General features: G+C 54.3%; 20 protein-coding genes and 1 riboswitch. Of the genes, 14 read left to right on the forward strand and 6 right to left on the reverse strand.

All coding sequences use genetic code 11. The features are described 5' to 3' along the window. Position 1 precedes the first annotated feature (1 nt). The 7 genes from nusG (at position 2) to rpoC (ending at position 11,833) form a co-directional block, all read left to right on the forward strand. On the forward strand, positions 2 to 547 hold the full coding sequence (gene nusG, locus AC6I8E_RS01035; RefSeq protein WP_013359732.1) for a transcription termination/antitermination protein NusG: 546 nt from the start codon (positions 2 to 4) through the stop codon (positions 545 to 547). 147 nt (positions 548 to 694) lie between these two features. After that, a complete protein-coding gene (rplK, locus tag AC6I8E_RS01040; RefSeq protein ID WP_006121495.1) occupies positions 695 to 1,123 on the forward strand; it encodes a 50S ribosomal protein L11 in 429 nt (142 codons plus the stop codon). 3 nt (positions 1,124 to 1,126) lie between these two features. After that, on the forward strand, positions 1,127 to 1,831 hold the full coding sequence (rplA, locus tag AC6I8E_RS01045) for a 50S ribosomal protein L1 (RefSeq protein WP_010261038.1): 705 nt from the start codon (positions 1,127 to 1,129) through the stop codon (positions 1,829 to 1,831). 365 nt (positions 1,832 to 2,196) lie between these two features. Beyond that, positions 2,197 to 2,694, forward strand: coding sequence for a 50S ribosomal protein L10 (gene rplJ, locus AC6I8E_RS01050; protein WP_003848098.1), 498 nt, complete (start codon positions 2,197 to 2,199; stop codon positions 2,692 to 2,694). A 65-nt stretch (positions 2,695 to 2,759) separates the two neighbouring features. Continuing rightward, entirely contained in the window at positions 2,760 to 3,122 is a 363-nt protein-coding gene (gene rplL, locus AC6I8E_RS01055) for a 50S ribosomal protein L7/L12 (RefSeq protein ID WP_009092660.1), read from the forward strand. Positions 3,123 to 3,451: 329 nt separating this feature from the next. After that, a complete protein-coding gene (gene rpoB / locus AC6I8E_RS01060; RefSeq protein WP_013359733.1) occupies positions 3,452 to 7,480 on the forward strand; it encodes a DNA-directed RNA polymerase subunit beta in 4,029 nt (1,342 codons plus the stop codon). 129 nt (positions 7,481 to 7,609) lie between these two features. Then, on the forward strand, positions 7,610 to 11,833 hold the full coding sequence (gene rpoC / locus AC6I8E_RS01065) for a DNA-directed RNA polymerase subunit beta' (RefSeq protein ID WP_013359734.1): 4,224 nt from the start codon (positions 7,610 to 7,612) through the stop codon (positions 11,831 to 11,833). A 54-nt stretch (positions 11,834 to 11,887) separates the two neighbouring features. Here the strand turns inward: rpoC and AC6I8E_RS01070 are convergent, their stop codons facing one another. Further along, positions 11,888 to 12,070, reverse strand: a complete 183-nt coding sequence (locus AC6I8E_RS01070) for a DUF1127 domain-containing protein (RefSeq protein WP_033734941.1) — start codon at positions 12,068 to 12,070, stop codon at positions 11,888 to 11,890. A gap of 174 nt (positions 12,071 to 12,244) precedes the next feature. On the opposite strand from AC6I8E_RS01070, the gene AC6I8E_RS01075 reads away from it, so the two are divergent. Beyond that, the gene (locus AC6I8E_RS01075; protein WP_107319232.1) at positions 12,245 to 13,699 is read left to right on the forward strand and encodes an aminotransferase-like domain-containing protein; all 1,455 of its coding nucleotides are present in this window, start codon (positions 12,245 to 12,247) and stop codon (positions 13,697 to 13,699) included. A gap of 193 nt (positions 13,700 to 13,892) precedes the next feature. Here AC6I8E_RS01075 and thiE read toward each other — a convergent pair whose 3' ends face one another. The 3 genes from thiE to AC6I8E_RS01090 form a co-directional block, all read right to left on the reverse strand. Then, complete coding sequence (gene thiE / locus AC6I8E_RS01080) at positions 13,893 to 14,519, reverse strand: thiamine phosphate synthase (protein ID WP_147790105.1); 627 nt, start codon at positions 14,517 to 14,519, stop codon at positions 13,893 to 13,895. 2 nt (positions 14,520 to 14,521) lie between these two features. Beyond that, positions 14,522 to 16,444 carry a phosphomethylpyrimidine synthase ThiC gene (thiC, locus tag AC6I8E_RS01085; RefSeq protein ID WP_304622257.1) on the reverse strand — a complete coding sequence of 641 codons (1,923 nt, stop codon included), beginning with the start codon at positions 16,442 to 16,444 and terminating at the stop codon, positions 14,522 to 14,524. An 87-nt stretch (positions 16,445 to 16,531) separates the two neighbouring features. Then, positions 16,532 to 16,632, reverse strand: a riboswitch (TPP riboswitch). Positions 16,633 to 16,784: 152 nt separating this feature from the next. Further along, positions 16,785 to 17,291 (reverse strand): Rsd/AlgQ family anti-sigma factor, encoded by a 507-nt coding sequence (locus tag AC6I8E_RS01090; RefSeq protein WP_013359740.1) that lies wholly within the window; start codon positions 17,289 to 17,291, stop codon positions 16,785 to 16,787. An 89-nt stretch (positions 17,292 to 17,380) separates the two neighbouring features. Here AC6I8E_RS01090 and nudC point away from each other — a divergent pair, with 89 nt between their 5' ends. From nudC to AC6I8E_RS01120, 6 genes are all read left to right on the forward strand, one after another. Beyond that, the gene (gene nudC, locus AC6I8E_RS01095; protein ID WP_013359741.1) at positions 17,381 to 18,151 is read left to right on the forward strand and encodes an NAD(+) diphosphatase; all 771 of its coding nucleotides are present in this window, start codon (positions 17,381 to 17,383) and stop codon (positions 18,149 to 18,151) included. Between the two features lie 40 nt (positions 18,152 to 18,191). Further along, positions 18,192 to 19,259 carry a uroporphyrinogen decarboxylase gene (gene hemE, locus AC6I8E_RS01100; RefSeq protein WP_013359742.1) on the forward strand — a complete coding sequence of 356 codons (1,068 nt, stop codon included), beginning with the start codon at positions 18,192 to 18,194 and terminating at the stop codon, positions 19,257 to 19,259. Positions 19,260 to 19,261: 2 nt separating this feature from the next. Next, the gene (gene nfi, locus AC6I8E_RS01105) at positions 19,262 to 19,930 is read left to right on the forward strand and encodes a deoxyribonuclease V (protein ID WP_013359743.1); all 669 of its coding nucleotides are present in this window, start codon (positions 19,262 to 19,264) and stop codon (positions 19,928 to 19,930) included. A gap of 63 nt (positions 19,931 to 19,993) precedes the next feature. Beyond that, a complete protein-coding gene (locus AC6I8E_RS01110) occupies positions 19,994 to 20,584 on the forward strand; it encodes a YjaG family protein (RefSeq protein ID WP_013359744.1) in 591 nt (196 codons plus the stop codon). Between the two features lie 188 nt (positions 20,585 to 20,772). Next, positions 20,773 to 21,045, forward strand: coding sequence for a nucleoid-associated protein HU-alpha (gene hupA, locus AC6I8E_RS01115; protein WP_003850136.1), 273 nt, complete (start codon positions 20,773 to 20,775; stop codon positions 21,043 to 21,045). A gap of 71 nt (positions 21,046 to 21,116) precedes the next feature. Then, positions 21,117 to 21,779: a DUF1481 domain-containing protein gene (locus AC6I8E_RS01120; protein ID WP_195857474.1), complete on the forward strand. Its 663-nt coding sequence runs from the start codon at positions 21,117 to 21,119 to the stop codon at positions 21,777 to 21,779. A 32-nt stretch (positions 21,780 to 21,811) separates the two neighbouring features. Here AC6I8E_RS01120 and purD read toward each other — a convergent pair whose 3' ends face one another. Continuing rightward, entirely contained in the window at positions 21,812 to 23,092 is a 1,281-nt protein-coding gene (gene purD, locus AC6I8E_RS01125) for a phosphoribosylamine--glycine ligase (protein WP_013359746.1), read from the reverse strand. Positions 23,093 to 23,111: 19 nt separating this feature from the next. After that, on the reverse strand, positions 23,112 to 24,701 hold the full coding sequence (gene purH / locus AC6I8E_RS01130) for a bifunctional phosphoribosylaminoimidazolecarboxamide formyltransferase/IMP cyclohydrolase (protein WP_195857473.1): 1,590 nt from the start codon (positions 24,699 to 24,701) through the stop codon (positions 23,112 to 23,114). Between the last annotated feature and the right edge of the window lie 585 nt (positions 24,702 to 25,286).

Consider the following 25,286-nt stretch of genomic DNA (forward strand, 5'->3'; position numbering starts at 1 on the left):
GATGTCTGAAGCTCCAAAGAAACGCTGGTACGTCGTACAGGCGTTTTCCGGTTTTGAAGGCCGCGTAGCCCAATCGCTGCGCGAGCATATCAAATTGCACAACATGGAAGAGCTGTTTGGTGAAGTCATGGTTCCGACTGAAGAAGTCGTTGAAATCCGTGGTGGCCAGCGTCGTAAGAGCGAGCGCAAGTTTTTCCCGGGATACGTACTGGTTCAGATGGTGATGAATGACGCCAGCTGGCATTTAGTACGCAGCGTCCCGCGCGTGATGGGTTTCATCGGCGGTACCTCTGACCGTCCTGCACCTATCAGTGATAAAGAAGTTGATGCGATCATGAATCGTCTGCAGCAGGTCGGCGACAAGCCTCGTCCTAAAACGCTGTTTGAACCAGGTGAAATGGTTCGTGTTAATGACGGTCCGTTCGCTGACTTTAACGGTGTGGTTGAAGATGTGGATTACGAGAAGAGCCGCCTGACGGTATCCGTTTCCATCTTTGGTCGTGCAACACCGGTTGAGCTCGACTTCGGTCAGGTGGAGAAAGGTTAACCTCTTTCCGCTCACAAATTAGCTGTTGCAGCAGGCGCGAAATTTAACTACAATTTCGCGCCTTTTGTTTTTATGCGCTGGCAACAGCGTATAAATCGTTATCACGGGGAGCCTTTACAGGCGCTATAACCCAATTGAGGAAATATCATGGCTAAGAAAGTCCAAGCCTACGTCAAGCTGCAGGTTGCAGCTGGTATGGCGAACCCAAGTCCACCGGTTGGTCCAGCTCTGGGTCAGCAGGGTGTTAACATCATGGAATTTTGTAAAGCGTTCAACGCGAAGACCGAATCTCTGGAAAAAGGTCTGCCGACTCCTGTTGTTATCACCGTATACAGCGACCGTTCTTTCACCTTCATTACCAAAACGCCTCCGGCTGCCGTACTGCTGAAAAAAGCAGCGGGCATCAAGTCTGGTTCTGGTAAGCCGAACAAAGATAAAGTCGGTAAAGTGACTCGTGCTCAGGTACGTGAAATCGCAGAAACCAAAGCTGCGGACATGACTGGTTCTGACGTTGAAGCGATGACTCGCTCAATCGAAGGTACTGCTCGTTCCATGGGCCTGGTAGTAGAGGACTAAGAAATGGCTAAGCTGACCAAGCGCATGACCGTAATTCGCGACAAAGTTGACGCGACCAAGCAGTATGACATTGCTGAAGCTGTTGCTCTGCTGAAAGAACTGGCAACTGCCAAGTTCGTTGAAAGCGTTGACGTTGCTGTCAACCTCGGCATTGATGCACGTAAATCTGATCAGAACGTTCGCGGCGCGACCGTTCTGCCACACGGTACTGGTCGTTCAGTACGTGTTGCTGTCTTCGCCCAGGGCGCTAACGCTGAAGCTGCTAAAGCAGCTGGCGCAGAGCTGGTAGGCATGGAAGACCTGGCTGATCAGATCAAGAAAGGCGAAATGAATTTTGACGTTGTTATTGCTTCTCCGGATGCAATGCGCGTTGTTGGCCAGCTGGGCCAGATTCTGGGTCCACGTGGCCTGATGCCAAACCCGAAAGTCGGTACTGTAACCCCTAACGTTGCTGAAGCGGTTAAGAACGCTAAAGCCGGTCAGGTTCGTTATCGTAACGACAAAAACGGCATCATCCACACTACCATCGGTAAAGTGGACTTTGACGCTGACAAACTGAAAGAAAACCTGGAATCCCTGCTGGTTGCGCTGAAAAAAGCTAAACCATCACAGGCCAAAGGCGTGTACATCAAGAAAGTCAGCCTTTCAACCACCATGGGTGCCGGCGTTGCCGTTGACCAGGCTGGTCTGAACGCAACAGCAAACTAATTGCTGCTTGAAACGGGCGAAAAATTCACCTAGAATCTTACGCCCGTTGTTCTGTTATTAGCAGAACGGGACACCAGAGAGCCAGAACCGACTGTTGCGTTTATCGCCATTCCCTCTGACTCTGCTGCGTCGCACAGAATTTAGGTTGGAGCCAGGCCTTATCCTGGCCTCCGTCCAAGACCGCAGGCGCTGTTTATCTCCGGATATTCCGCTTAATCCCCTGCGTAGACGGTGACAGAACCAAAAGAATATTTTCTTAGCTGGATTCTGCTCACCGTGTTCGAGCGCTTATTACCCCTCGGGGTGAGTAAGTGAAGTGAGTTCCGGGGAAATCCTTTCCCGGTCAAATCCAGGAGCAAAAGCTAATGGCATTAAATCTTCAAGACAAACAAGCGATTGTTGCTGAAGTCAGCGAAGTAGCCAAAGGTGCGCTTTCAGCGGTTGTTGCGGATTCCCGTGGCGTTACCGTTGATAAAATGACCGAACTGCGTAAAGCAGGCCGTGAAGCTGGCGTTTACATGCGTGTTGTTCGTAACACCCTGCTGCGCCGCGTCGTTGAAGGTACTCAATTTGAGTGCCTGAAAGACACGTTTGTTGGTCCGACCCTGATTGCATATTCTATGGAACACCCGGGCGCTGCTGCTCGTCTGTTCAAAGATTTCGCGAAAGCGAATGCAAAATTTGAGGTCAAAGCTGCAGCCTTTGAAGGTGAGCTGATCACGGCGGCCAATATTGACCGTCTGGCAACGCTGCCGACCTACGAAGAAGCACTGGCACGTCTGATGTCGACCATGAAAGAAGCCGCTGCCGGCAAACTGGTCCGCACTCTGGCTGCTGTACGCGATGCAAAAGAAGCGGCTTAAGGCCTTATTCTTTTCTTCGTACCTGCTTACGTATAAACTTTTTCTGATTCTTAGGAACAATTGTCATGTCTATCACTAAAGACCAAATTCTGGAAGCTGTTGCAGCGATGTCCGTAATGGAAGTTGTTGAGCTGGTTTCTGCTATGGAAGAAAAATTCGGCGTTTCTGCTGCTGCTGCTGTAGCTGTTGCTGCGGGCCCGGCTGAAGCTGTTGAAGAAAAAACTGAATTCGACGTCGTACTGAAAGCTGTTGGCGCGAACAAAGTAGCAGTCATCAAAGCCGTACGTACTGCAACTGGTCTGGGCCTGAAAGAAGCCAAAGACCTGGTTGAAGCAACTGGCGTAATCAAAGAAGGCATCAGCAAAGATGACGCAGCTGCACTTGAAGCTGCTCTGAAAGAAGCTGGCGCTGAAGTTGAAGTTAAGTAAGACAGCCTTCGGGTTGCAGTCTGAGTAGTTTCAGACTGATGGCTGGTGACTTTTTGGTCACCAGCCTTTTTGCGCTACAGGGTCTCAATGGGGTTTCACACTGTTTGTCCATTGTTGCTCTTCAATATCTTTCTCTATCGACGACTTAATATACCGCTTTCCTGTGCGGGTTCCCTGCCTTCACAAAAGCGATGAAATGATTTAAGCGTGATAGAAAGAGGTATTGCACTGCTGCCGCGCAGCCAGTGAATCAAACAAAATCGTGTTGCATGAACTGTCCTGTCAGGACGGACAGCGTGGGTCGACTTGTCAGCTAGCTGAGGAACCCTATGGTTTACTCCTATACCGAGAAAAAACGTATTCGTAAGGATTTTGGTAAACGTCCGCAAGTACTGGACATACCTTATCTCCTTTCCATCCAGCTCGACTCGTTCCAGAAGTTTATCGAGCAAGATCCAGAAGGTCAGTACGGACTGGAAGCTGCATTCCGCTCTGTATTCCCTATTGCGAGCTACAGCGGCAACTCTGAGTTGCAGTATGTCAGCTACCGCCTGGGTGAACCTGTCTTTGACGTGAAAGAGTGTCAGATCCGTGGCGTGACCTATTCGGCACCGCTGCGCGTGAAACTGCGTCTGGTGATCTATGAGCGCGAAGCGCCAGAAGGCACCGTAAAAGACATTAAAGAACAAGAAGTCTACATGGGCGAGATTCCGCTCATGACCGACAACGGTACCTTTGTTATCAATGGTACCGAGCGCGTTATCGTTTCTCAGCTGCACCGTAGTCCCGGCGTGTTCTTTGATAGCGATAAGGGTAAAACCCACTCATCGGGTAAAGTGCTGTACAACGCACGTATCATCCCTTACCGCGGTTCATGGCTCGACTTTGAGTTTGACCCGAAAGATAACCTGTTTGTCCGTATTGACCGTCGTCGTAAGCTGCCGGCCACTATCATCCTGCGCGCGTTACAGTTCACTACACCTCAGATCCTCGATATCTTCTTCGAGAAAGTGGTGTTTGAAATCCGTGACAACAAGCTGCAGATGGAGCTGGTGCCTGAGCGCCTGCGCGGTGAAACCGCTACCTTCGATATCGAAGCGAACGGCACCGTCTACGTCGAAAAAGGTCGCCGCATTACTGCGCGCCATATTCGTCAGCTGGAAAAAGATGGCATTCAGCACATCGAAGTCCCGGTTGAATATATCGCGGGCAAAGTGGTCGCTAAAGATTACATCGATGAGAGCACCGGTGAGCTGATTGTTGCAGCGAACATGGAACTGTCACTGGATCTGCTGGCTAAACTGAGCCAGTCCGGTCACAAGCGCATCGAAACGCTGTTCACCAACGATCTGGACCACGGTCCATATATGTCCGAGACCCTGCGTGTCGACCCAACCAGCGATCGCCTGAGCGCACTGGTTGAGATCTATCGCATGATGCGTCCTGGTGAGCCGCCAACACGCGAAGCTGCAGAGAACCTGTTTGAGAACCTGTTCTTCTCAGAAGATCGTTACGATCTTTCTGCGGTCGGTCGTATGAAGTTCAACCGCTCATTGCTGCGTGATGAAATCGAAGGTTCAGGCATCCTGAGCAAAGATGACATCATCGAAGTGATGAAGAAACTGATCGACATCCGTAACGGTAAAGGCGAAGTGGACGATATCGACCACCTCGGTAACCGTCGTATTCGTTCAGTGGGTGAAATGGCTGAGAACCAGTTCCGTGTTGGTCTGGTCCGTGTTGAGCGTGCGGTTAAAGAGCGTCTGTCTCTGGGCGACCTTGATACGCTGATGCCACAGGACATGATCAACGCGAAGCCGATTTCGGCTGCGGTGAAAGAGTTCTTTGGTTCAAGCCAGCTTTCTCAGTTTATGGATCAGAACAACCCGCTGTCAGAGATTACGCACAAACGTCGTATCTCTGCTCTCGGCCCGGGTGGTTTGACGCGTGAGCGTGCCGGCTTCGAAGTGCGTGACGTACACCCAACGCACTACGGTCGTGTCTGCCCAATCGAAACCCCTGAAGGTCCGAACATCGGTCTGATCAACTCCTTGTCTGTCTATGCACAGACCAATGAGTACGGTTTCCTTGAAACACCTTATCGCCGTGTTATCGACGGTCTGGTTTCTGACGAGATTCACTACCTCTCTGCTATCGAAGAGGGTAACTACGTTATCGCTCAGGCGAACGCCCCTCTGGATGACAACGGCGCGTTTGTTGATGACCTGGTCACCTGCCGTAGCAAAGGCGAATCGAGTCTGTTCAGCCGCGATCAGGTTGACTACATGGACGTTTCCACCCAGCAGGTGGTTTCTGTCGGTGCATCCCTGATCCCGTTCCTGGAACATGATGACGCCAACCGCGCCCTGATGGGTGCGAACATGCAACGTCAGGCCGTTCCGACTCTGCGTGCTGATAAGCCGCTGGTTGGTACCGGTATGGAACGTGCTGTTGCCGTTGACTCCGGTGTAACAGCCGTGGCGAAACGTGGCGGTACCGTACAGTACGTTGACGCATCACGTATCGTTATCAAAGTTAACGAAGACGAAATGCATGCTGGCGAAGCCGGTATCGACATTTACAACCTGACCAAATATACCCGTTCTAACCAGAACACCTGCATCAACCAGATGCCATGTGTTTCTCTGGGTGAGCCGGTTGAGCGCGGCGACGTGCTGGCAGATGGCCCGTCCACCGATCTGGGTGAACTGGCTCTCGGCCAGAACATGCGCGTGGCGTTCATGCCGTGGAACGGCTACAACTTCGAAGACTCCATCCTGGTCTCCGAGCGCGTGGTTCAGGAAGATCGCTTTACGACTATCCACATTCAGGAACTGGCTTGCGTGTCGCGTGACACCAAACTAGGGCCGGAAGAGATCACTGCTGATATCCCGAACGTGGGTGAAGCTGCACTCTCTAAACTGGATGAGTCAGGCATCGTCTACATCGGTGCTGAAGTGACCGGTGGCGACATTCTGGTTGGTAAGGTAACGCCTAAAGGTGAAACCCAGCTGACGCCAGAAGAAAAACTGCTGCGCGCTATCTTCGGTGAAAAAGCCTCTGACGTGAAAGATTCGTCACTGCGCGTGCCGAATGGCGTGTCAGGTACTGTGATCGACGTTCAGGTCTTTACCCGCGATGGCGTGGAAAAAGACAAACGTGCGCTTGAAATCGAAGAGATGCAGCTGAAGCAGGCCAAAAAAGACCTGTCTGAAGAACTGCAGATCCTGGAAGCGGGCCTGTTCAGCCGTATCCAGAACGTACTGATTTCGGGTGGCGTTGAAGCAGACAAACTGGACAAGCTGCCGCGCGAGCGCTGGCTGGAACTGGGTCTGACTGACGAAGCCAAGCAAAACCAGCTGGAGCAGCTGGCAGAGCAGTACGACGAACTGAAGCACGAGTTTGAGAAAAAACTCGAAGGTAAGCGTCGTAAGATCACCCAGGGCGATGATCTGGCACCAGGCGTGCTGAAAATCGTTAAGGTTTATCTGGCTGTTAAGCGTCAGATTCAGCCGGGTGACAAAATGGCAGGCCGTCACGGTAACAAAGGTGTTATCTCCAAGATCAACCCGATCGAAGATATGCCTTACGATGAAAACGGCACGCCGGTTGACATCGTTCTGAACCCGCTGGGCGTACCATCGCGTATGAACATCGGTCAGATTCTGGAAACGCACCTGGGTATGGCAGCGAAAGGTATCGGCGAGAAAATCAACGCCATGCTGAAGAAGCAGGAAGAAGTCGCGAAACTGCGCGAATTCATCCAGCGCGCCTATGACCTGGGTACCGATCTGCGTCAGCGTGTTGATCTGAACACCTTCTCTGATGACGAAGTACTGCGTCTGGCTGAGAACCTGAAGAAAGGTATGCCAATCGCCACGCCGGTGTTTGATGGCGCGAAAGAGAGCGAGATCAAAGAGCTGCTGCAGCTCGGCGGCCTGCCTTCTTCCGGTCAGATTACCCTGTTTGACGGCCGTACCGGTGAGCAGTTCGAACGTCAGGTAACCGTTGGCTACATGTACATGCTGAAACTTAACCACCTGGTTGATGACAAGATGCATGCACGTTCTACCGGTTCCTATAGCCTGGTTACTCAGCAGCCGCTGGGTGGTAAGGCGCAGTTCGGTGGTCAGCGCTTTGGTGAGATGGAAGTATGGGCACTGGAAGCATATGGTGCCGCGTATACCCTGCAGGAAATGCTTACCGTTAAGTCTGATGACGTCAACGGCCGTACCAAGATGTATAAAAACATCGTTGACGGTAACCATCAGATGGAACCGGGCATGCCGGAATCCTTCAACGTACTGTTGAAAGAGATTCGCTCGCTGGGTATCAACATCGAGCTGGAAGACGAGTAACCCCTTTTCAGGCTGCGGCTTGCCGCCGCCTGAAAGCGCAGGGTTTAAAGCGCTCGCAATTGTACTGGTTACGGGGCGTTCAATTTCGGTTGGACGCCCCCTGAGTCTCACTCCGACGGGAGCTAATCCGTGAAAGACTTACTTAAGTTTCTGAAAGCGCAAACTAAGACCGAAGAGTTTGATGCGATCAAAATTGCGCTGGCTTCGCCAGACATGATCCGTTCCTGGTCTTTTGGTGAAGTGAAAAAGCCAGAAACCATTAACTACCGTACTTTTAAGCCAGAGCGCGATGGTCTGTTCTGTGCCCGTATCTTCGGGCCGGTAAAAGACTATGAGTGCCTGTGCGGCAAGTATAAGCGCCTCAAACACCGTGGTGTGATTTGTGAGAAGTGCGGCGTTGAAGTGACCCAGACTAAAGTGCGCCGTGAGCGTATGGGCCACATTGAACTGGCGTCGCCGACTGCGCACATCTGGTTCCTGAAGTCACTGCCATCGCGTATCGGCTTACTGCTGGATATGCCACTGCGTGACATCGAGCGCGTGCTCTACTTTGAATCTTACGTGGTAATCGAAGGTGGCATGACCAACCTCGAGAAGCGTCAGATCCTGACTGAAGAGCAGTACCTTGACGCTCTGGAAGAGTTCGGTGACGAGTTCGACGCCAAAATGGGCGCCGAAGCGATCCAGGCCCTGTTGAAAAACATGGATCTGGAGCAGGAGTGCGAGCAGCTGCGTGAAGAGCTGAACGAAACTAACTCCGAAACCAAACGTAAAAAACTGACCAAGCGCATCAAGCTGCTGGAAGCGTTCGTCCAGTCTGGCAACAAGCCAGAGTGGATGATCCTGACCGTGCTGCCTGTTCTGCCACCGGATCTGCGTCCGCTGGTACCGCTGGATGGTGGTCGTTTCGCTACGTCGGATCTGAACGATCTGTATCGTCGCGTGATCAACCGTAACAACCGTCTGAAGCGCCTGCTGGATCTGGCTGCGCCAGACATCATCGTGCGCAACGAAAAGCGTATGTTGCAGGAAGCGGTCGATGCACTGCTGGACAACGGTCGTCGCGGTCGTGCGATCACCGGTTCTAACAAGCGTCCGCTGAAATCGCTGGCTGACATGATCAAAGGTAAGCAGGGTCGTTTCCGTCAGAACCTGCTGGGTAAACGTGTCGACTATTCTGGTCGTTCGGTTATCACCGTTGGTCCATACCTGCGTCTGCATCAGTGCGGTCTGCCGAAGAAAATGGCACTCGAACTGTTCAAACCGTTTATTTACGGCAAGCTGGAACTGCGTGGCCTGGCCACCACCATCAAAGCCGCGAAGAAAATGGTTGAGCGCGAAGAAGCGGTTGTCTGGGATATCCTCGACGAAGTGATCCGTGAGCACCCGGTTCTGCTGAACCGTGCGCCTACGCTGCACCGTCTGGGTATTCAGGCCTTTGAACCGGTTCTGATCGAAGGTAAAGCGATCCAGCTGCACCCGCTGGTTTGTGCGGCTTATAACGCCGACTTCGATGGTGACCAGATGGCTGTTCACGTACCGCTGACGCTGGAAGCCCAGCTGGAAGCGCGTGCACTGATGATGTCGACCAACAACATCCTGTCACCTGCGAACGGCGAGCCAATCATCGTTCCTTCTCAGGACGTTGTACTGGGTCTGTATTACATGACCCGTGACTGTGTTAACGCCAAAGGCGAAGGCATGGTGCTGACTGGCCCGAAAGAAGCTGAGCGTATTTATCGCGCCGGCCTCGCCTCTCTGCATGCTCGCGTTAAGGTGCGTATCACCGAACACGAGAAGAATGAGCAGGATGAGTGGGTTGCTAAAACCAGCATCATCGATACCACGATTGGCCGTGCCATCCTGTGGATGATCGTGCCAAAAGGTCTGCCTTTCTCCATCGTTAACCAGGCGCTGGGCAAAAAAGCTATCTCCAAAATGCTGAACACCTGTTACCGCATTCTGGGCCTGAAGCCGACCGTTATCTTTGCTGACCAGACCATGTACACCGGTTTCGCTTATGCTGCCCGTTCAGGCGCGTCAGTCGGCATCGACGACATGGTTATTCCAGAGAAGAAAGTGGAAATCATCACTGAAGCGGAAGCGGAAGTGGCTGAGATCCAGGAGCAGTTCCAGTCTGGTCTGGTAACCGCAGGCGAACGTTATAACAAAGTCATCGATATCTGGGCTGCAGCCAACGAACGTGTTGCCAAGGCGATGATGGAAAACCTCTCTACCGAAGTCGTCATTAACCGTGACGGCGAAGAAGAGCGCCAGGTTTCCTTCAACAGCATCTTTATGATGGCTGACTCCGGTGCGCGTGGTTCTGCTGCACAGATTCGTCAGCTGGCCGGTATGCGTGGTCTGATGGCGAAGCCAGATGGCTCCATCATCGAAACACCAATCACGGCGAACTTCCGTGAAGGGTTGAACGTACTCCAGTACTTCATCTCAACCCACGGTGCACGTAAAGGTCTTGCGGATACCGCACTGAAAACAGCGAACTCCGGTTATCTGACGCGTCGTCTGGTTGACGTTGCCCAGGATCTGGTGGTTACCGAAGATGACTGTGGTACACACGAAGGCATCATGATGACGCCTGTCATCGAAGGTGGCGACGTTAAAGAGCCACTGCGTGAACGTGTACTGGGTCGTGTGACTGCTGAAGACGTTCTGAAGCCGGGTACTGCTGATATTCTGGTCCCACGCAACACGCTGCTCGATGAGCACTGGTGTGACGTGCTGGAACTGAACTCAGTCGACAGCCTGAAAGTCCGCTCGGTAGTAGGTTGTGAAACCGACTTTGGTGTTTGTGCGCATTGCTACGGTCGCGACCTGGCACGTGGTCACATCATCAATAAAGGTGAAGCGATCGGTGTTATCGCGGCACAGTCCATCGGTGAGCCAGGTACACAGCTGACGATGCGTACGTTCCACATCGGTGGTGCGGCATCACGTGCGGCTGCTGAATCCAGCATTCAGGTGAAGAACAAAGGTACCATCAAGCTGACCAACGCCAAGTCGGTAACGAACTCGGCAGGCAAGCTGGTGATCACCTCGCGTAACGTTGAACTGAAAATGATCGACGAATTTGGTCGTACCAAAGAGAGCTATAAAGTTCCTTACGGTTCTACCATGGCGAAAGGTGATGGTGAGCAGGTTGCAGCGGGCGAAACCGTCGCAAACTGGGATCCGCATACCATGCCAGTCATCACCGAAGTGGGCGGTTTCATTCGCTTCACGGATATGGTTGATGGCCAGACGATTACTCGTCAGACAGATGACTTAACCGGTCTGTCTTCGCTGGTGGTTCTGGACAGTGCTGAACGTACTGCAGGCGGTAAAGATCTGCGTCCTGCGCTGAAAATTGTTGATGCCAACGGCAACGACGTTCTGATCCCAGGCACCGATATGCCGGCTCAGTACTTCCTGCCAGGTAAAGCGATTGTTCAGCTGGAAGATGGCGTTAAGATCAGTGCTGGTGACACGTTAGCGCGTGTTCCGCAGGAATCTGGCGGTACCAAGGATATTACCGGTGGTCTGCCACGCGTTGCTGACCTGTTCGAAGCGCGTCGTCCGAAAGAGCCAGCTATTCTGGCGGAGATCAGCGGCATCATCTCCTTCGGTAAAGAGACCAAAGGTAAGCGTCGTCTGGTCATTACTCCGCTGGATGGCAGTGAGCCATACGAAGAGATGATTCCGAAATGGCGTCAGCTGAACGTGTTCGAAGGTGAACGTGTTGAGCGCGGTGACGTGGTTTCCGATGGCCCAGAGTCTCCACATGACATCCTGCGCTTGCGTGGCGTGCATGCGGTGACCCGTTACATCACTAACGAAGTGCAGGAAGTTTACCGTCTGCAGGGCGTTAAGATTAACGATAAGCACATCGAAGTCATCGTTCGTCAGATGCTGCGTAAAGCAACCATCGTGAGCGCAGGAAGTGCAGACTTCCTGGAAGGTGAGCAGGCTGAATTCTCTCGCATCAAGATCTCTAACCGTGATCTGGAAGCGAACGGAAAAGTCGGCGCAACCTTCATGCGTGACCTGCTGGGTATTACCAAAGCGTCACTGGCTACCGAATCGTTCATCTCTGCAGCCTCGTTCCAGGAGACCACACGTGTCCTGACCGAAGCAGCAGTAGCAGGCAAGCGTGACGAACTGCGCGGCCTGAAAGAGAACGTGATCGTGGGTCGTCTGATCCCGGCCGGTACCGGTTATGCGTACCATCAGGATCGTATGCGCCGCAAAGCGGCAGGTGAAGTTCCGGTTGCACCGCAGGTGACTGCGGATGAAGCCTCAGCCAGCCTGGCTGAACTGTTGAACGCCGGTCTCGGCGGCAACAAAGACGATTAATCGTCCTTTGCCTGATAAAAACCCTGCCTCGGCAGGGTTTTTTTTGTCTCAGATTCAGCCATTCCAGTCACTGCGGCTGATACCAATATCTTTCAGCTGACTGTCGCTTAACTTCGACAGGATGAGGCGCGTCTCACGCCGCAGTTGCCAGCGTTTGTAACTGCGCCACAGATAACGAACCAGGTGGTAAGGCGTGCCTGTAAACGGTTTAGCTGCGCGATTCTCGTCATATCCCATGATAGTGCCCTCAGTGAAGTGTCTGAGGACCATTTTCAGTGGATTTCTCTGTATGATACAGACGCAAAAATCACTTTTATTTAACATACAGTTTGCCGTCATGACGATCTGAATGGTAAAAAAGAGACGGAACTGTACTGGTTACGGCTCAGCATCTGAGCCTGTGGAGATACAATGACCCGCTATGAACATCTGGCTACGCTGCTGGCTCAGCGTATCGAACAAGGCTTATATCGCAGCGGTGAGCGCCTGCCTTCAGTACGCAGTCTGAGTACGGAGCATGGCGTCAGTATCAGTACCGTGCAGCAGGCTTATCATCTGCTGGAAGAGAAGCAGATGATTACACCGCAGTCGCGCTCCGGCTATTTTGTGGCGTCACGCAAAGCAACGCCGCCGATCCCTGCGCTGACCCGTCCCGCCCAGCGGCCGGTTGAGGTGACACAGTGGGATGCGGTGCTGGAACTGATTAACGGCCGTCTGGAAGATGATGTGTTGCAGCTGGGCAGTGGCATGCCCGATTTGACCCAGCCGACGCTTAAGCCGCTGTGGAAAGCTTTCAGCCGCCAGGCGCAGAAGCAGGACATGGCGCTGCTGAATTATGACAACCTTTATGGTGTGCTCGCGCTGCGGCAACAGGTTGCACGGCTGGCGATAGACAGCGGCTGTCAGCTCACGGCCGATGACATTGTCATTACGACTGGCTGCCACGAAGCGTTATCGGTCGCCGTACGCGCGGTCTGTGAGCCGGGCGATATCATTGCTGTTGAGTCACCGTCGTTTCACGGCATCATGCAAACCCTGCGCGGCTTTGGCATTCGTGCCATTGAAATCCCGACGGATGCGGTCACCGGCATCAGTCTGGAAGCGCTGGAACTGGCCTTTGATCAATGGCCGATCAAAGCGGTGGTCGTGGTGCCGAACTGCAATAATCCGCTGGGATTCATCATGCCCGAACAGCGTAAGCGGGCATTGCTGGCGCTGGCGCAGCGGTTTGATGCCGCCGTGATTGAAGATGATGTTTATGGTGAGTTAGCCTGGGAATACCCGCGCCCCTCCACAATTAAAGCGCTGGATCTCGATGGCCGGGTTCTGCTGTGCAGCTCCTTTTCCAAAACGCTGGCGCCAGGTCTGCGCGTCGGCTGGGTTGCACCTGGTCGTTATCGCGATCGCGTGCTGCACATGAAATATATTGTCACAGGCTCAACCGCGACGCAGCCTCAGCATGCGGTCTCTGAGTTTATCCGCCAGGGACATTATCAGCCCCATCTGCGCCGGATGCGGCAAATCTATCATCGTAACTATGAAACCTTTAGCTGCTGGGTACGCCACTACTTTCCCTGCGGTATCTGCGTTTCCCGTCCTCAGGGCGGCTTTCTGATGTGGATTGAACTCCCCGAAGCGTTTGATGCGGTCCGGCTTAACCGGGAACTGCGCGAGTCAAAAATTCAGATTGCTGTAGGCTCACTGTTTTCAGCGTCGGGTAAATATCGTAACTGTCTGCGCTTAAACTACGGGCTGCCGATCAACGAGCAGACTGAACAGGCGCTGGCGCTGGTGGGTGCGGCCGTCGAACGTGCCATGCTCTCGTGCCAGCATGAGACGCAGACTTCCACCTCGACGCCCGCATAGCGAAAAGAAGAAGCAGGGCCGGCAAGAGGAGGGAACCGGCCCTGGTCAGATAACCTTAACCTGACGGATGCCACGTTAAGGTTTTGGATCACAGCACGCCAGCGGCAACATTCCACTTTGCGCGCTGCTTTCCCGGAAGAACGCTGGCGTTACCGATTTTGCAGCCAATATGCGCGGCAGGTTCCATAAATGCTTAATCGCCTGGTCCTGCCAGCGCCAGAAGCGTGCGCGTTGCGGCACGCCAGTCATCTGCCTGAGTAATCGCACTCACCACCGCAATGCTGCCGACGCCGGTGGCCAGCACCTCAGGTGCCCGTGCAATCGAGATACCGCCAATCGCCACGGTGGGAATATGCGACAGACGTGTCAGGTGTTGATTCAGCTGTGCAATGCCCTGCGGTGCAGAAGGCATCTCTTTGGTCTGCGTCGGGAAAATATGCCCAAGTGCGATGTAAGAGGGCTGGATTGCCAGAGCGCGATCCAGTTCCGCATCGTCGTGGGTAGAGAGTCCCAGTCGTAACCCGGCCTGATGAATGCGGGCAAGATCGGCGACATCCAGATCCTCCTGACCCAGATGTACGCCATAAGCATGATGTTTAATCGCCAGCTGCCAGTAATCATTGATAAACAGACGCGCGTCGTAGCGTTTGCCCAACGCAATTGCCTGAGCAATGGCGGGCTCGGCGGCCTCATCAGGCTGATCTTTGATACGCAGCTGCAGCGTGCGAACGCCCATCTCCAGCAGGCGTTCGAGCCACTCGGGGCTATCAACCACCGGATAAAGTCCCAGACGCGGGGCGGTAGCGGGAAATGCAGGCATCCTTACTCCTCCTTAATGGCATCGGCAGGGTGATAGAGCTCACTGCCGCGGCTGCGGAAACGATCTGACATCTGCGCCATGCCAACTTCAACCGGCTCGGCACGGGCATCCTGGCGTGCCGCAAACTCGCGCACCTCCTGGGAAATTTTCATTGAGCAGAATTTGGGGCCGCACATTGAGCAGAAATGGGCCACCTTGCCCGACTCCTGCGGCAGGGTTTCATCATGCATCGCCCTTGCCGTATGGGGATCCAGCGCCAGGTTAAACTGATCTTCCCAGCGGAATTCAAAGCGCGCTTTGGACATGGCGTTATCACGGATCTGCGCACCGGGGTGGCCTTTCGCCAGATCGGCAGCATGCGCCGCGATTTTGTAGGTGATCAATCCCTGCTTCACGTCCTCTTTGTTCGGCAGACCCAGATGCTCTTTGGGCGTGACGTAGCACAGCATGGCGCAACCAAACCAGCCAATCATGGCGGCACCGATACCCGAGGTGAAGTGGTCGTAGCCGGGCGCGATGTCAGTGGTCAGCGGGCCAAGCGTGTAGAAGGGGGCTTCATCGCACAGGTCGAGCTGTTCGGTCATATTACGGCGGATCATATGCATCGGCACATGTCCCGGACCTTCAATCATCACCTGAACGTCATACTCCCAGGCAATACGCGTCAGTTCACCCAGGGTTCGCAGTTCGGCAAACTGCGCCTCATCGTTGGCATCCTGAATCGAACCCGGACGCAGACCATCGCCCAGCGACAGGGAGACATCGTAAGCGGCGCAGATTTCACAGATCTCCCGGAAGTGCTCATACAGGAAGCTCTCCTGATGATGCGACAGGCACCATTTGGCCATGATCGATCCCCCCCGCGACACGATCCCGGTGAGACGTTTCGCCGTCATCGGGACATAACGCAGCAGCACGCCCGCGTGGATAGTGAAGTAATCGACGCCCTGTTCCGCCTGCTCCAGCAGCGTGTCCCGGAATATTTCCCAGTTCAGCGCCTCAGCCACGCCATTCACTTTTTCCAGCGCCTGATAGATCGGCACGGTACCGATGGGCACCGGGCTGTTTCGCAAAATCCATTCTCGCGTTTCATGAATATAGCGACCGGTAGAGAGATCCATCACCGTATCGGCACCCCAGCGGGTCGACCAGACCAGCTTTTCCACTTCTTCCTCGATAGAAGAGGTGACTGCCGAGTTACCGATATTGGCGTTGACCTTAACCAGGAAGTTACGACCAATGATCATCGGCTCCGATTCCGGGTGATTGATATTGGCAGGGATGATGGCGCGTCCGGCAGCGACCTCCTGACGGACAAACTCGGGGGTGATGTCGGCGGGCAGATGTGCGCCAAAACTGTGTCCCGGATGCTGTTGCAGCAGCACCTCACTGCGGATTCGCTCACGGCCCATGTTTTCCCGCAGGGCGATGAACTCCATTTCCGGGGTAATCCTGCCCTGACGGGCATAGTGCAGTTGCGTGACACGGCGGCCTGCACGGGCGCGGCGCGGTGTCGGAAGGTGATCGAAGCGCAGATGATCCAGCCCCTCGTCAGCCAGCCGCTGCTGGGTATAGCCCGAGCTGTTCTGTTCGAGAAGCTCACTGTCGTCGCGTTCAGCAATCCAGCGAGCGCGCAGCTTTTCCAGACCACGATGCACATCGATCTGCGCCGCGGGATCACCATAAGCACCCGCCGTGTCATAGACCGGCACCGCTTCATTTTGCTCATAGAGAGGCTGTTCTTTGGTGCCGCCGATGTGGGTCGGGCTTAGGGTGATTTCACGCATCGGCACGCGAATATCTTCCCGGCTGCCGGTAATCCAGATGCGACGGGACTGGGGAAAAGCACTGCCGCTTTGCAGGGAATCGATAAATTCCTGCGCCTGGGCACGTTGTTCACGACGGGTCATTTTTGGGTCAGACATAGCAATCTTCCTGTTAAAGGGGAACGATGCTTGTCCGGAGTTCGGAAGGAGTAACCGTATAGACAGCACAGGCATGCTGGCATACAGAGAATTTTTACTCTTGTTCCCTACGCAGGTTCTAACCTGGTCAGGTTCCGCGGATCCCGAATTAACGGTCTCAGCCCAACTGGGCACTCCGACAAGAAGCAGTTTTTACGCGGGTGTCTGATAACAGACCCGGGCGTAAAAACCTTACATTTCAACGCTAAAATAACAAAGGTTCTCTGGAGAGTACTCCTCAGAACCTGTTCAGCATAAAAGGGCTACGGGATAATCTCAAGCCCTTTGCCGTTGTTAACCATCAAGCCGGACGCGCGATATGGCTGTCATTCGCCACTGGCGGCGTAGCAAGCTGGTTATCCCAGGCCAGCTGGATCAGCTTATCTTCCAGCGTAAAGCGTGATTCCAGCACTTCGCCCACTTCGGAGAGTGCCTGCTGGAAGGTCATGCAGTTTTCATCGTCAATCGCCTGCTGCAGGTGACCGTCATACAGCTGCATCAGACGCTCAGTATTCGCTTCCAGCGGAGGGTAGATCTGCGCGGCAGCGATCATCGGGCTGTCGCCACTCATTTCGCTGATTACGCGCTCATAGATACTGAAGTGACCGGCAGAAAGATAGTCGACCAGGCCGTGACAGAAGTTGTCGAGCGCCTGCTCGTCAAGACGCGTCAGCGCCTCTTTTTTAGGTTTAAGACCGACCAGGTGATAATAGGTCACCAGTAGCTGGCGGCGTGCTTCAAGCCACGAATCGACCAGTTCATTACTGCCACCTACGCGTTCAGCCAGGACGTCTAACTGGTTAAGCATATCTAACTCCATGTGAGTTATAGTTGTTTATCTACACACTTAACATCAGGGCTTCAGCGTGCGGGTTGACGCTAAGGATGACGAAATAAATGCAATGCGAAATCTCAAGCGTAGACGCTGGATGGTGGATTGTCAGCCATGAACAGAAACTTTGGTTGCCACAAGGTGATTTACCCCACGGAAACGCCGAAAAATTTGGTTTAACCGGCAGTAAGGCCCGGACCATTGGTGAATGGCAGGGCGAAAAAGTCTGGCTGATTTGTGAGCCGCGTTCTTCCGATATGTTCTCCGTGCGACAGCTGATCGATCAGGATGTGGAGCTGTTTCAGCTGGTGGGTCGCGGTGTACAGCTGGCGGAATTCTACCGTTCTCATCGCTGGTGCGGCTATTGCGGCCATGAGATGCACCACAGCAAACATGAATTTGCCTGTCTCTGCAGCCATTGCCGTGAGCGTTACTATCCGCAGATCGCGCCCTGCATCATTGTGGCTATCCGTCGTGGCGATGAAATCCTGCTGGCGAATCATGCCCGCCATCGCAACAAGGTCTACACCGTGCTGGCCGGTTTTGTGGAGGTCGGCGAGACGCTGGAGCAGGCCGTTGCCCGGGAAGTGATGGAAGAGAGCAATATCCGCGTCAAAAACGTCCGTTACGTGACCTCCCAGCCGTGGCCCTTCCCGCAATCGCTAATGACCGCTTTTATGGCGGAATATGACAGTGGCGATCTGCAACACGACGGTAAAGAGCTGCTGGATGCCGCCTGGTTCCGTTTTGATGCGCTGCCTTTGCTGCCACCGCCAGGCACCGTGGCACGCCGCCTGATTGAAGATACCGTCGCCCTGTGCCGCGCCGAAGCGTGAAAGTGCTACACTACACGCCTGTTATTGAGAGAGTGTTGAGATGAGTGAACTGAAGAACGATCGTTATTTGCGTGCCCTGCTACGTCAGCCGGTCGATGTCACGCCGGTATGGATGATGCGACAAGCCGGGCGCTATTTGCCGGAGTACAAAGCGACACGCGCCCAGGCGGGTGATTTTATGTCGCTGTGTAAAAACGCCGAGCTGGCCTGTGAAGTGACCCTTCAGCCGCTGCGCCGTTATCCGCTGGATGCCGCCATCCTCTTCAGTGACATCCTGACCATTCCGGATGCGATGGGACTGGGTCTCTACTTTGAAACCGGCGAAGGCCCGCGTTTCTCTAACCCTGTCACCTGTCGCGCCGACGTTGAGCGTTTGCCGGTGCCCGATCCTGAAATGGAGCTGGGCTATGTGATGAATGCGGTCCGCACCATCCGTAAAAACCTGAATGGCGATCTGCCGCTGATTGGCTTCTCCGGCAGTCCGTGGACGCTGGCCACCTACATGGTGGAAGGCGGCAGCAGCAAGGCGTTTACCAAAATTAAGAAGATGATGTATGCCGATCCGGCGACGCTGCACGCGATGCTGGATAAGCTGGCCGACAGCGTCATCCTCTATCTCAACGCTCAGATCCGCGCCGGTGCGCAGTCCGTCATGGTCTTTGATACCTGGGGCGGCGTGCTGACCGGTCGTGACTATCGCGAATTCTCCCTGCACTACATGCACAAGATTGTCGATGGCCTGCTGCGTGAAAACGACGGCCGCCGCGTGCCGGTGACGCTCTTTACCAAAGGCGGTGGACAGTGGCTGGAAGCGATGGCAGCCACCGGTTGTGATGCGCTGGGTCTCGACTGGACCACCGATATTGATGATGCGCGCCGTCGCGTAGGCGACAAAGTTGCGCTGCAGGGCAACATGGATCCCTCTATGCTCTATGCGGCACCTGAACGTATCGAACAGGAGGTGGCCGGTATTCTGGAGCGTTTTGGCTCAGGCACTGGTCACGTCTTTAATCTGGGGCATGGCATTCATCAGGATGTTCCGCCCGAAAATGCCGGTGTTTTTGTTGACGCTGTGCATCGTTTATCACGTCCCTGGCATCAGGAGTAATCATGGACATTGCCGCACTTCGCGCTGAGCAGTTACAACGCGCCGCTGACGTGGTGCGTGAAGATGACTTTGACGTGCTGCCTCCCCGCTTTATTGGCGGGGCAGACGTTGGATTTGAGCAGGACGGCACCATCACGCGGGCGGCGATGGTGATACTGGAATATCCTTCGTTAACGCTGGTGGAGCATCGCATCGCGCGCGTTGAGACCACCATGCCCTATATTCCGGGCTTTCTCTCCTTCCGTGAATATCCGGCTCTGATGGCTGCCTGGCAGATGCTGGAGCAAAAGCCTGATCTGCTGTTTGTGGATGGGCACGGTATTTCGCATCCAAGACGGCTGGGCGTCGCATCGCATTTTGGCCTGCTGGTCGATGTCCCCACGATTGGCGTTGCGAAAAGTCGTCTCTGCGGACGTTTTGACGATCTGGATGCGCAGCCTGGCAGCCGTCAGCCGCTGATCGACAAAGGTGAGCAGATAGGTTGGGTATGGCGCAGCAAGCTGCGTTGTAATCCGCTGTTTGTCGCCACCGGTCATCGTGTCAGCCTGGATACGGCGCTGCAGTGGGTCGAAAACTGTACGCGCGGTTACCGGTTGCCGGAACCCACCCGCTGGGCCGATGCGGTTGCCTCTAACCGAACCGCTTTCCAGCGCTGGCAAAACGCGCTTTAACACTGTTTGTGCTGCGGTTTTGCAGTTACACTGCGGCCAGAGAAACGAATAAGAGCCACCATTATGTTACAGAACCCCGTGCATCTGCGTCTGGCGAAGCTGGAAAGCTGGCAGCACCTGACTTTTATGGCCTGCCTGTGCGAACGCATGTATCCCAACTATCGCGCATTCTGCGAGCAGACTGAATTTGCCGATCCGGCACTCTATCGCCGGATTCTTGATCTGATCTGGGAAAACCTGACGGTTAAAGATGCGAAGATTAACTTCGACAGCCAGCTGGAAAAACTCGAAGCCGCCATTCCTGATGGCGATGCATTTGAGGTTTACGGCGTTTATCCGGCTATCGATGCCTGTGTGGCATTAAGCGAAGTCGTCCATGCGCAGCTGAGCGGCGAAACGCTTGAGCATGCTATTGAAGTCAGCGAGACCTCAATTACCACTGTCGCTATGCTGGAGATGACCCAGGCTGGACGCGAAATGACCGATGAAGAGCTGCGTGAAAATCCGGCTATCATCGATGAGTGGGACCTCCAGTGGGAGATTTTCCGTCTGCTGGCGGAGTGTGAAGAGCGCGACCTTGAATTGATTAAAGGTCTGCGATCTGACCTGCGTGAAGCGGGAATTAGCAACATCGGTATAAATTTCCAGCAGTAAGGCGATAAAACGTGACTTCAGGCCCGAATTAGCGCGCCTGAAGGCTTCACATTGGCCCCCTGTCTGGTCTACATTTGGGGGGCTGAAAATTGTGGCTATCGGTGCGTGCAGGCAGAAGAGTGCCAGAATATGGCTTTTCCCTCGCACTCGTTGCTTAGCAAGCGATAAATACACTTTAAGGATAACTTATGAACAAGACTCAACTGATTGATGTGATCGCAGAAAAAGCTGACCTGTCTAAAACCCAGGCAAAGGCAGCGCTGGAATCTACTCTGGCTGCGATCACTGAGTCTCTGAAAGATGGTGATGCTGTACAACTGGTTGGTTTTGGTACTTTTAAAGTGAACCACCGCGCTGAGCGTACCGGTCGTAACCCGCAGACTGGCAAAGAGATCAAAATCGCTGCAGCAAACGTACCGGCATTCGTGTCTGGTAAAGCGCTGAAAGACGCCGTTAAGTAAGACGTCGCACTGCGGTTAAGCTTTAAAACAGGGGGCGTTTCGCCCCTTTTGTTTTTAAGAGGCCAGCCATCATGACTTCGCTGTTACCGCGTTTATCTGTTCTGTTTCTCTCTCTGTTTCTTTTCGGCTGTAGCTCGACTCCGGATATTCCTCCCTTTTCTGCCAGTGGCTATCTTGCCGATCGTGGTGTTGTGCGAATCTGGCGCAAAAATAGCGATCATCAGTCGGTTCATATTCGCACCCTCTATACGCCGTTCAGTGGCGGGGAAGGTGAAGTGACTGACTATGTCTGGCTGGAAGAGTCATTGATCAGCATTCAGCGACAGGTGAAGGGCAAGCAACCTGACGATGTGACCCTGCGCTTCGACCAGGCCGGTGGTCTCAACTTTATGCAGCGCCAGCTTGCAGGCCGGCGTGAAGCGGTCAGCCCGGATTCGATTGAACTCTATAAGTTTGATGCTCAGCGCATGCGTAACCTCAGCGATGCGCTGTTAAGCGGTCAGGTGTTTCTGAAACAGGGGCACTGGCTGGGAAATAATGTGCTGGAGAGTTGTGAAGGCCGGCAGGCCAGACCCGCTTTTGATGCTGACGATCTGCAGATGCTGATACAGCAGCAGCGTAGCGCATCGGCACCGCTGATGGTGTCATGGCTTGAAGCGCCTGAAGGGATACAGTTGTTGCGGGTCAGCCAGCAGGATGACTGCTCACAGCAGCCGACAGAAGACGATATGTGAATTGAAGAGGGGGCACCATGTGCCCCCTTTGCTTATTTGCGATTAATAGCGCGATAGCCGATATCGCGGCGACAGAAGCTGCCCTGCCATGAGATCGGCTTTGTCAGCTCGTAAGCCCGCTTTTGTGCCGCAGCGACATCGTCACCCAGCGCGGTGACGCACAGCACGCGGCCACCGTTCGTCAGTACCCGATCCTCTTCCAGACGTGTTCCGGCGTGGAATACCTTGCCGTCAGCCACTTCTTCCAGTGGCAGCCCATGAATCTGATCGCCCTGAGCATAATCACCCGGATAACCGCCGGCCGCCAGTACCACACCCAGCGCAGGGCGGGGATCCCATTGTGACGTTTTCTGATCCAGCTTGCCGTCGCAGGCAGCCAGGCAAAGATCGACCAGATCCGACTGCAGGCGCAGCATGATCGGCTGCGTTTCCGGATCGCCGAAGCGGCAGTTGAATTCGATCACTTTCGGCTGCCCGGTGTGATCGATCATCAGGCCGGCATAGAGAAAACCGGTGTAGACATTACCTTCAGCGGCCATGCCACGCACGGTCGGCCAGATAACCTGATCCATCACGCGCTGGTGGATCTCATCGGTGACCACCGGTGCCGGCGAGTAAGCGCCCATGCCACCGGTGTTCGGACCGGTATCGCCATCGCCGACACGTTTATGATCCTGGCTGGTGGCCATAGGCAGCACATTCTCGCCGTCCACCATCACGATGAAGCTGGCTTCTTCGCCATCCAGAAACTCTTCAATCACAATACGGTGTCCGGCATCGCCAAAGGCGTTACCGGCCAGCATATCCTGAACCGCATCTTCAGCTTCCTGCAGCGTCATCGCGACAATGACGCCTTTACCTGCGGCCAGGCCGTCGGCTTTGATAACAATGGGCGCGCCTTTCTCACGCAGATACGCAAGAGCAGGCTCAACGTCGGTAAAGTTCTGATACGCTGCGCTGGGGATCTGATGACGCGCCAGGAAATCTTTGGTAAAGGCTTTAGAGCCTTCCAGCTGTGCCGCGGCCTGCGTCGGACCAAAGATAGCCAGCCCCGCTTCACGGAAGGCATCTACGACGCCGATCACCAGCGGCGCTTCCGGTCCGACAATCGTCAGATCGATCTTTTCACGCTGAGCAAACTCAAGCAGAGCAGGGATGTCGGTGGCTCCGATTGCGACATTCTGCAGCGCAGGTTCTAATGCCGTGCCCGCATTACCCGGCGCGACAAATACGGTTTCCGCCAGTGGTGACTGGGCCGCTTTCCAGGCCAGAGCATGTTCACGTCCGCCGTTGCCGATTACTAAAATTTTCATCTGTTACTCTCCGAATCGATTAATGGCGGAAGTGACGCATGTCGGTGAAGATCATCGCAATGTCATGCTCATCCGCTGCCGCAATCACTTCTTCATCGCGGATGGAGCCGCCTGGCTGGATAACGCAGCTCACGCCTGCCGCGGCGGCAGCATCAATACCATCGCGGAACGGGAAGAAGGCATCTGACGCCATGGCTGAGCCTTTCACTTCCAGACCTTCATCAGCTGCTTTAATACCTGCAATTTTTGCGGAGTAGACGCGGCTCATCTGACCCGCACCAATGCCGATAGTCATGTTGTCGCGTGCATAGACAATGGCATTGGACTTAACGAACTTCGCGACTTTCCAGCAGAACAGTGCATCGCGCAGTTCCTGCCCGGTTGGCTGGCGCTTGCTGACGACACGCAGCTGGCTGGCTTCCACCATGCCAAGATCGCGATTTTGGACCAGCAGGCCGCCGTTGACGCGTTTGAAATCCAGCGCGGCGGTACGGTTCTGCCACTGGCCGCAGATCAGGACACGGACATTCTGCTTCGCAGCGGTAATTTTCAGCGCGGCTTCAGAAACGGCGGGCGCGATGATCACCTCAACAAACTGGCGGCTGATAATGGCCTGCGCCGTTGCTTCATCCAGCTCGCGGTTAAAGGCAATGATGCCGCCAAACGCGGAAGTGGGGTCGGTCTGGTAAGCACGCTCGTAGGCTGCCAGCAGATCGTCACCGGTTGCGACACCACAAGGGTTGGCATGCTTAACGATGACGCACGCGGGTTCACTGAACTCTTTCACACACTCCAGTGCCGCATCCGTGTCAGCAATATTGTTATAGGAGAGCGCTTTGCCCTGAACCTGCTGCGCGGTCGCTACTGAGGCTTCAGTGATATTCTCTTCTATATAGAAGGCAGCATCCTGATGGCTGTTCTCGCCGTAACGCATATCCTGCTTCTTGATGAAGTTCAGATTGAGCGTCCGTGGGAAACGGCCGGCGGGCTGGTTGCGTTCACCGTGATAGGCAGGCACCAGGGTACCGAAGTAGTTAGCGATCATGCTGTCATACGCGGCGGTGTGTTCGAACGCTTTAATGGCCAGATCGAAACGGGTCTCAAGCGTCAGCGCGTTCTCGTGAGCGTCCATTTCAGCAATGATGGCGTCGTAGTCGCCGCTGCTGACCACAATGGCGACATCTTTATGGTTCTTGGCAGCAGAGCGCACCATGGTCGGGCCACCGATATCGATGTTTTCCACCGCATCTTCCAGTGAACATCCTTCACGGGCGACCGTCTGTGCAAAGGGATAGAGGTTAACGACCACCATGTCGATTGGGCTGATGTCGTGCTGTGCCATGATGGCATCATCCTGGCCGCGACGACCTAAAATGCCGCCATGCACTTTCGGATGCAGGGTTTTGACGCGTCCATCCATCATTTCCGGAAAACCGGTGTAGTCAGAGACTTCAGTGACAGCCAGGCCCGCATCCGCCAGCAGGCGAGCGGTTCCACCTGTGGAGAGCAGTTCGACACCGCGATGGGAGAGCGCCTGAGCAAATTCGAGGATACCGGCTTTGTCAGAGACACTGAGCAATGCGCGGCGTACAGGACGAGGTTGTTGCATGGTGGTTTATCCCTTGGCTTTGTTTCGCGTATATAAGAGCGTTACATCAGGTTTTATCGCGGTTTTCTCTTCTATATAAGAAGAAAAGATCAAAAACCTCAGGTAACGCCCCGATAAGGGGGTCCGGAATATTGCCCGGCATTGTAGCGAAAACGTTTGCGTGATGCTCGCCTAAATTTGATTAGCCCGCTCTGTGTGGATAACATTGTGCGTAACTGCGTATAACAGCGGCTTTTGCTGTGGAATGCAGCGAACGCGCTTTTTTATGCATTTTATGGGTTGCGCCTCTGTGCGAACTCCCTATAATGCGCATCCATCAACACGGAACACCGGCAACGGGAAACGGGTTGAGAGGCACAGGAGACTGCGCCGCCGGAGAAAAACTTCTGAGAAAGAGGTTGACTCTGCAGGAGGAAAGCGTAATATACGCCACCTCGCGACAGGACGCTAACGCACTGTTCGCACTGCTCTTTAACAATTTATCAGACAATCTGTGTGGGCACTCGCAGGATTGATATCAGCGTCTTAGGACGCAACAAAATATCAAAGCCTCACGAGTGAACACATAATGAAATTCATTATGAC

Source organism: Pantoea sp. X-Soil-YNGN-785 (genome assembly GCF_059730585.1).

What these genes read in the sequence shown, in the direction of transcription:
- nusG (WP_013359732.1), top strand. Translation starts at nt 2, where the DNA reads ATGTCTGAAGCTCCAAAGAAACGCTGGTACGTCGTACAGGCGTTTTCC.
- rplK (WP_006121495.1), top strand. Translation starts at nt 695, where the DNA reads ATGGCTAAGAAAGTCCAAGCCTACGTCAAGCTGCAGGTTGCAGCTGGT.
- rplA (WP_010261038.1), top strand. Translation starts at nt 1,127, where the DNA reads ATGGCTAAGCTGACCAAGCGCATGACCGTAATTCGCGACAAAGTTGAC.
- rplJ (WP_003848098.1), top strand. Translation starts at nt 2,197, where the DNA reads ATGGCATTAAATCTTCAAGACAAACAAGCGATTGTTGCTGAAGTCAGC.
- rplL (WP_009092660.1), top strand. Translation starts at nt 2,760, where the DNA reads ATGTCTATCACTAAAGACCAAATTCTGGAAGCTGTTGCAGCGATGTCC.
- rpoB (WP_013359733.1), top strand. Translation starts at nt 3,452, where the DNA reads ATGGTTTACTCCTATACCGAGAAAAAACGTATTCGTAAGGATTTTGGT.
- AC6I8E_RS01070 (WP_033734941.1), bottom strand. Translation starts at nt 12,070, where the DNA reads ATGGGATATGACGAGAATCGCGCAGCTAAACCGTTTACAGGCACGCCT.
- AC6I8E_RS01075 (WP_107319232.1), top strand. Translation starts at nt 12,245, where the DNA reads ATGACCCGCTATGAACATCTGGCTACGCTGCTGGCTCAGCGTATCGAA.
- thiE (WP_147790105.1), bottom strand. Translation starts at nt 14,519, where the DNA reads ATGCCTGCATTTCCCGCTACCGCCCCGCGTCTGGGACTTTATCCGGTG.
- thiC (WP_304622257.1), bottom strand. Translation starts at nt 16,444, where the DNA reads ATGTCTGACCCAAAAATGACCCGTCGTGAACAACGTGCCCAGGCGCAG.
- AC6I8E_RS01090 (WP_013359740.1), bottom strand. Translation starts at nt 17,291, where the DNA reads ATGCTTAACCAGTTAGACGTCCTGGCTGAACGCGTAGGTGGCAGTAAT.
- nudC (WP_013359741.1), top strand. Translation starts at nt 17,381, where the DNA reads ATGCAATGCGAAATCTCAAGCGTAGACGCTGGATGGTGGATTGTCAGC.
- hemE (WP_013359742.1), top strand. Translation starts at nt 18,192, where the DNA reads ATGAGTGAACTGAAGAACGATCGTTATTTGCGTGCCCTGCTACGTCAG.
- nfi (WP_013359743.1), top strand. Translation starts at nt 19,262, where the DNA reads ATGGACATTGCCGCACTTCGCGCTGAGCAGTTACAACGCGCCGCTGAC.
- AC6I8E_RS01110 (WP_013359744.1), top strand. Translation starts at nt 19,994, where the DNA reads ATGTTACAGAACCCCGTGCATCTGCGTCTGGCGAAGCTGGAAAGCTGG.
- hupA (WP_003850136.1), top strand. Translation starts at nt 20,773, where the DNA reads ATGAACAAGACTCAACTGATTGATGTGATCGCAGAAAAAGCTGACCTG.
- AC6I8E_RS01120 (WP_195857474.1), top strand. Translation starts at nt 21,117, where the DNA reads ATGACTTCGCTGTTACCGCGTTTATCTGTTCTGTTTCTCTCTCTGTTT.
- purD (WP_013359746.1), bottom strand. Translation starts at nt 23,092, where the DNA reads ATGAAAATTTTAGTAATCGGCAACGGCGGACGTGAACATGCTCTGGCC.
- purH (WP_195857473.1), bottom strand. Translation starts at nt 24,701, where the DNA reads ATGCAACAACCTCGTCCTGTACGCCGCGCATTGCTCAGTGTCTCTGAC.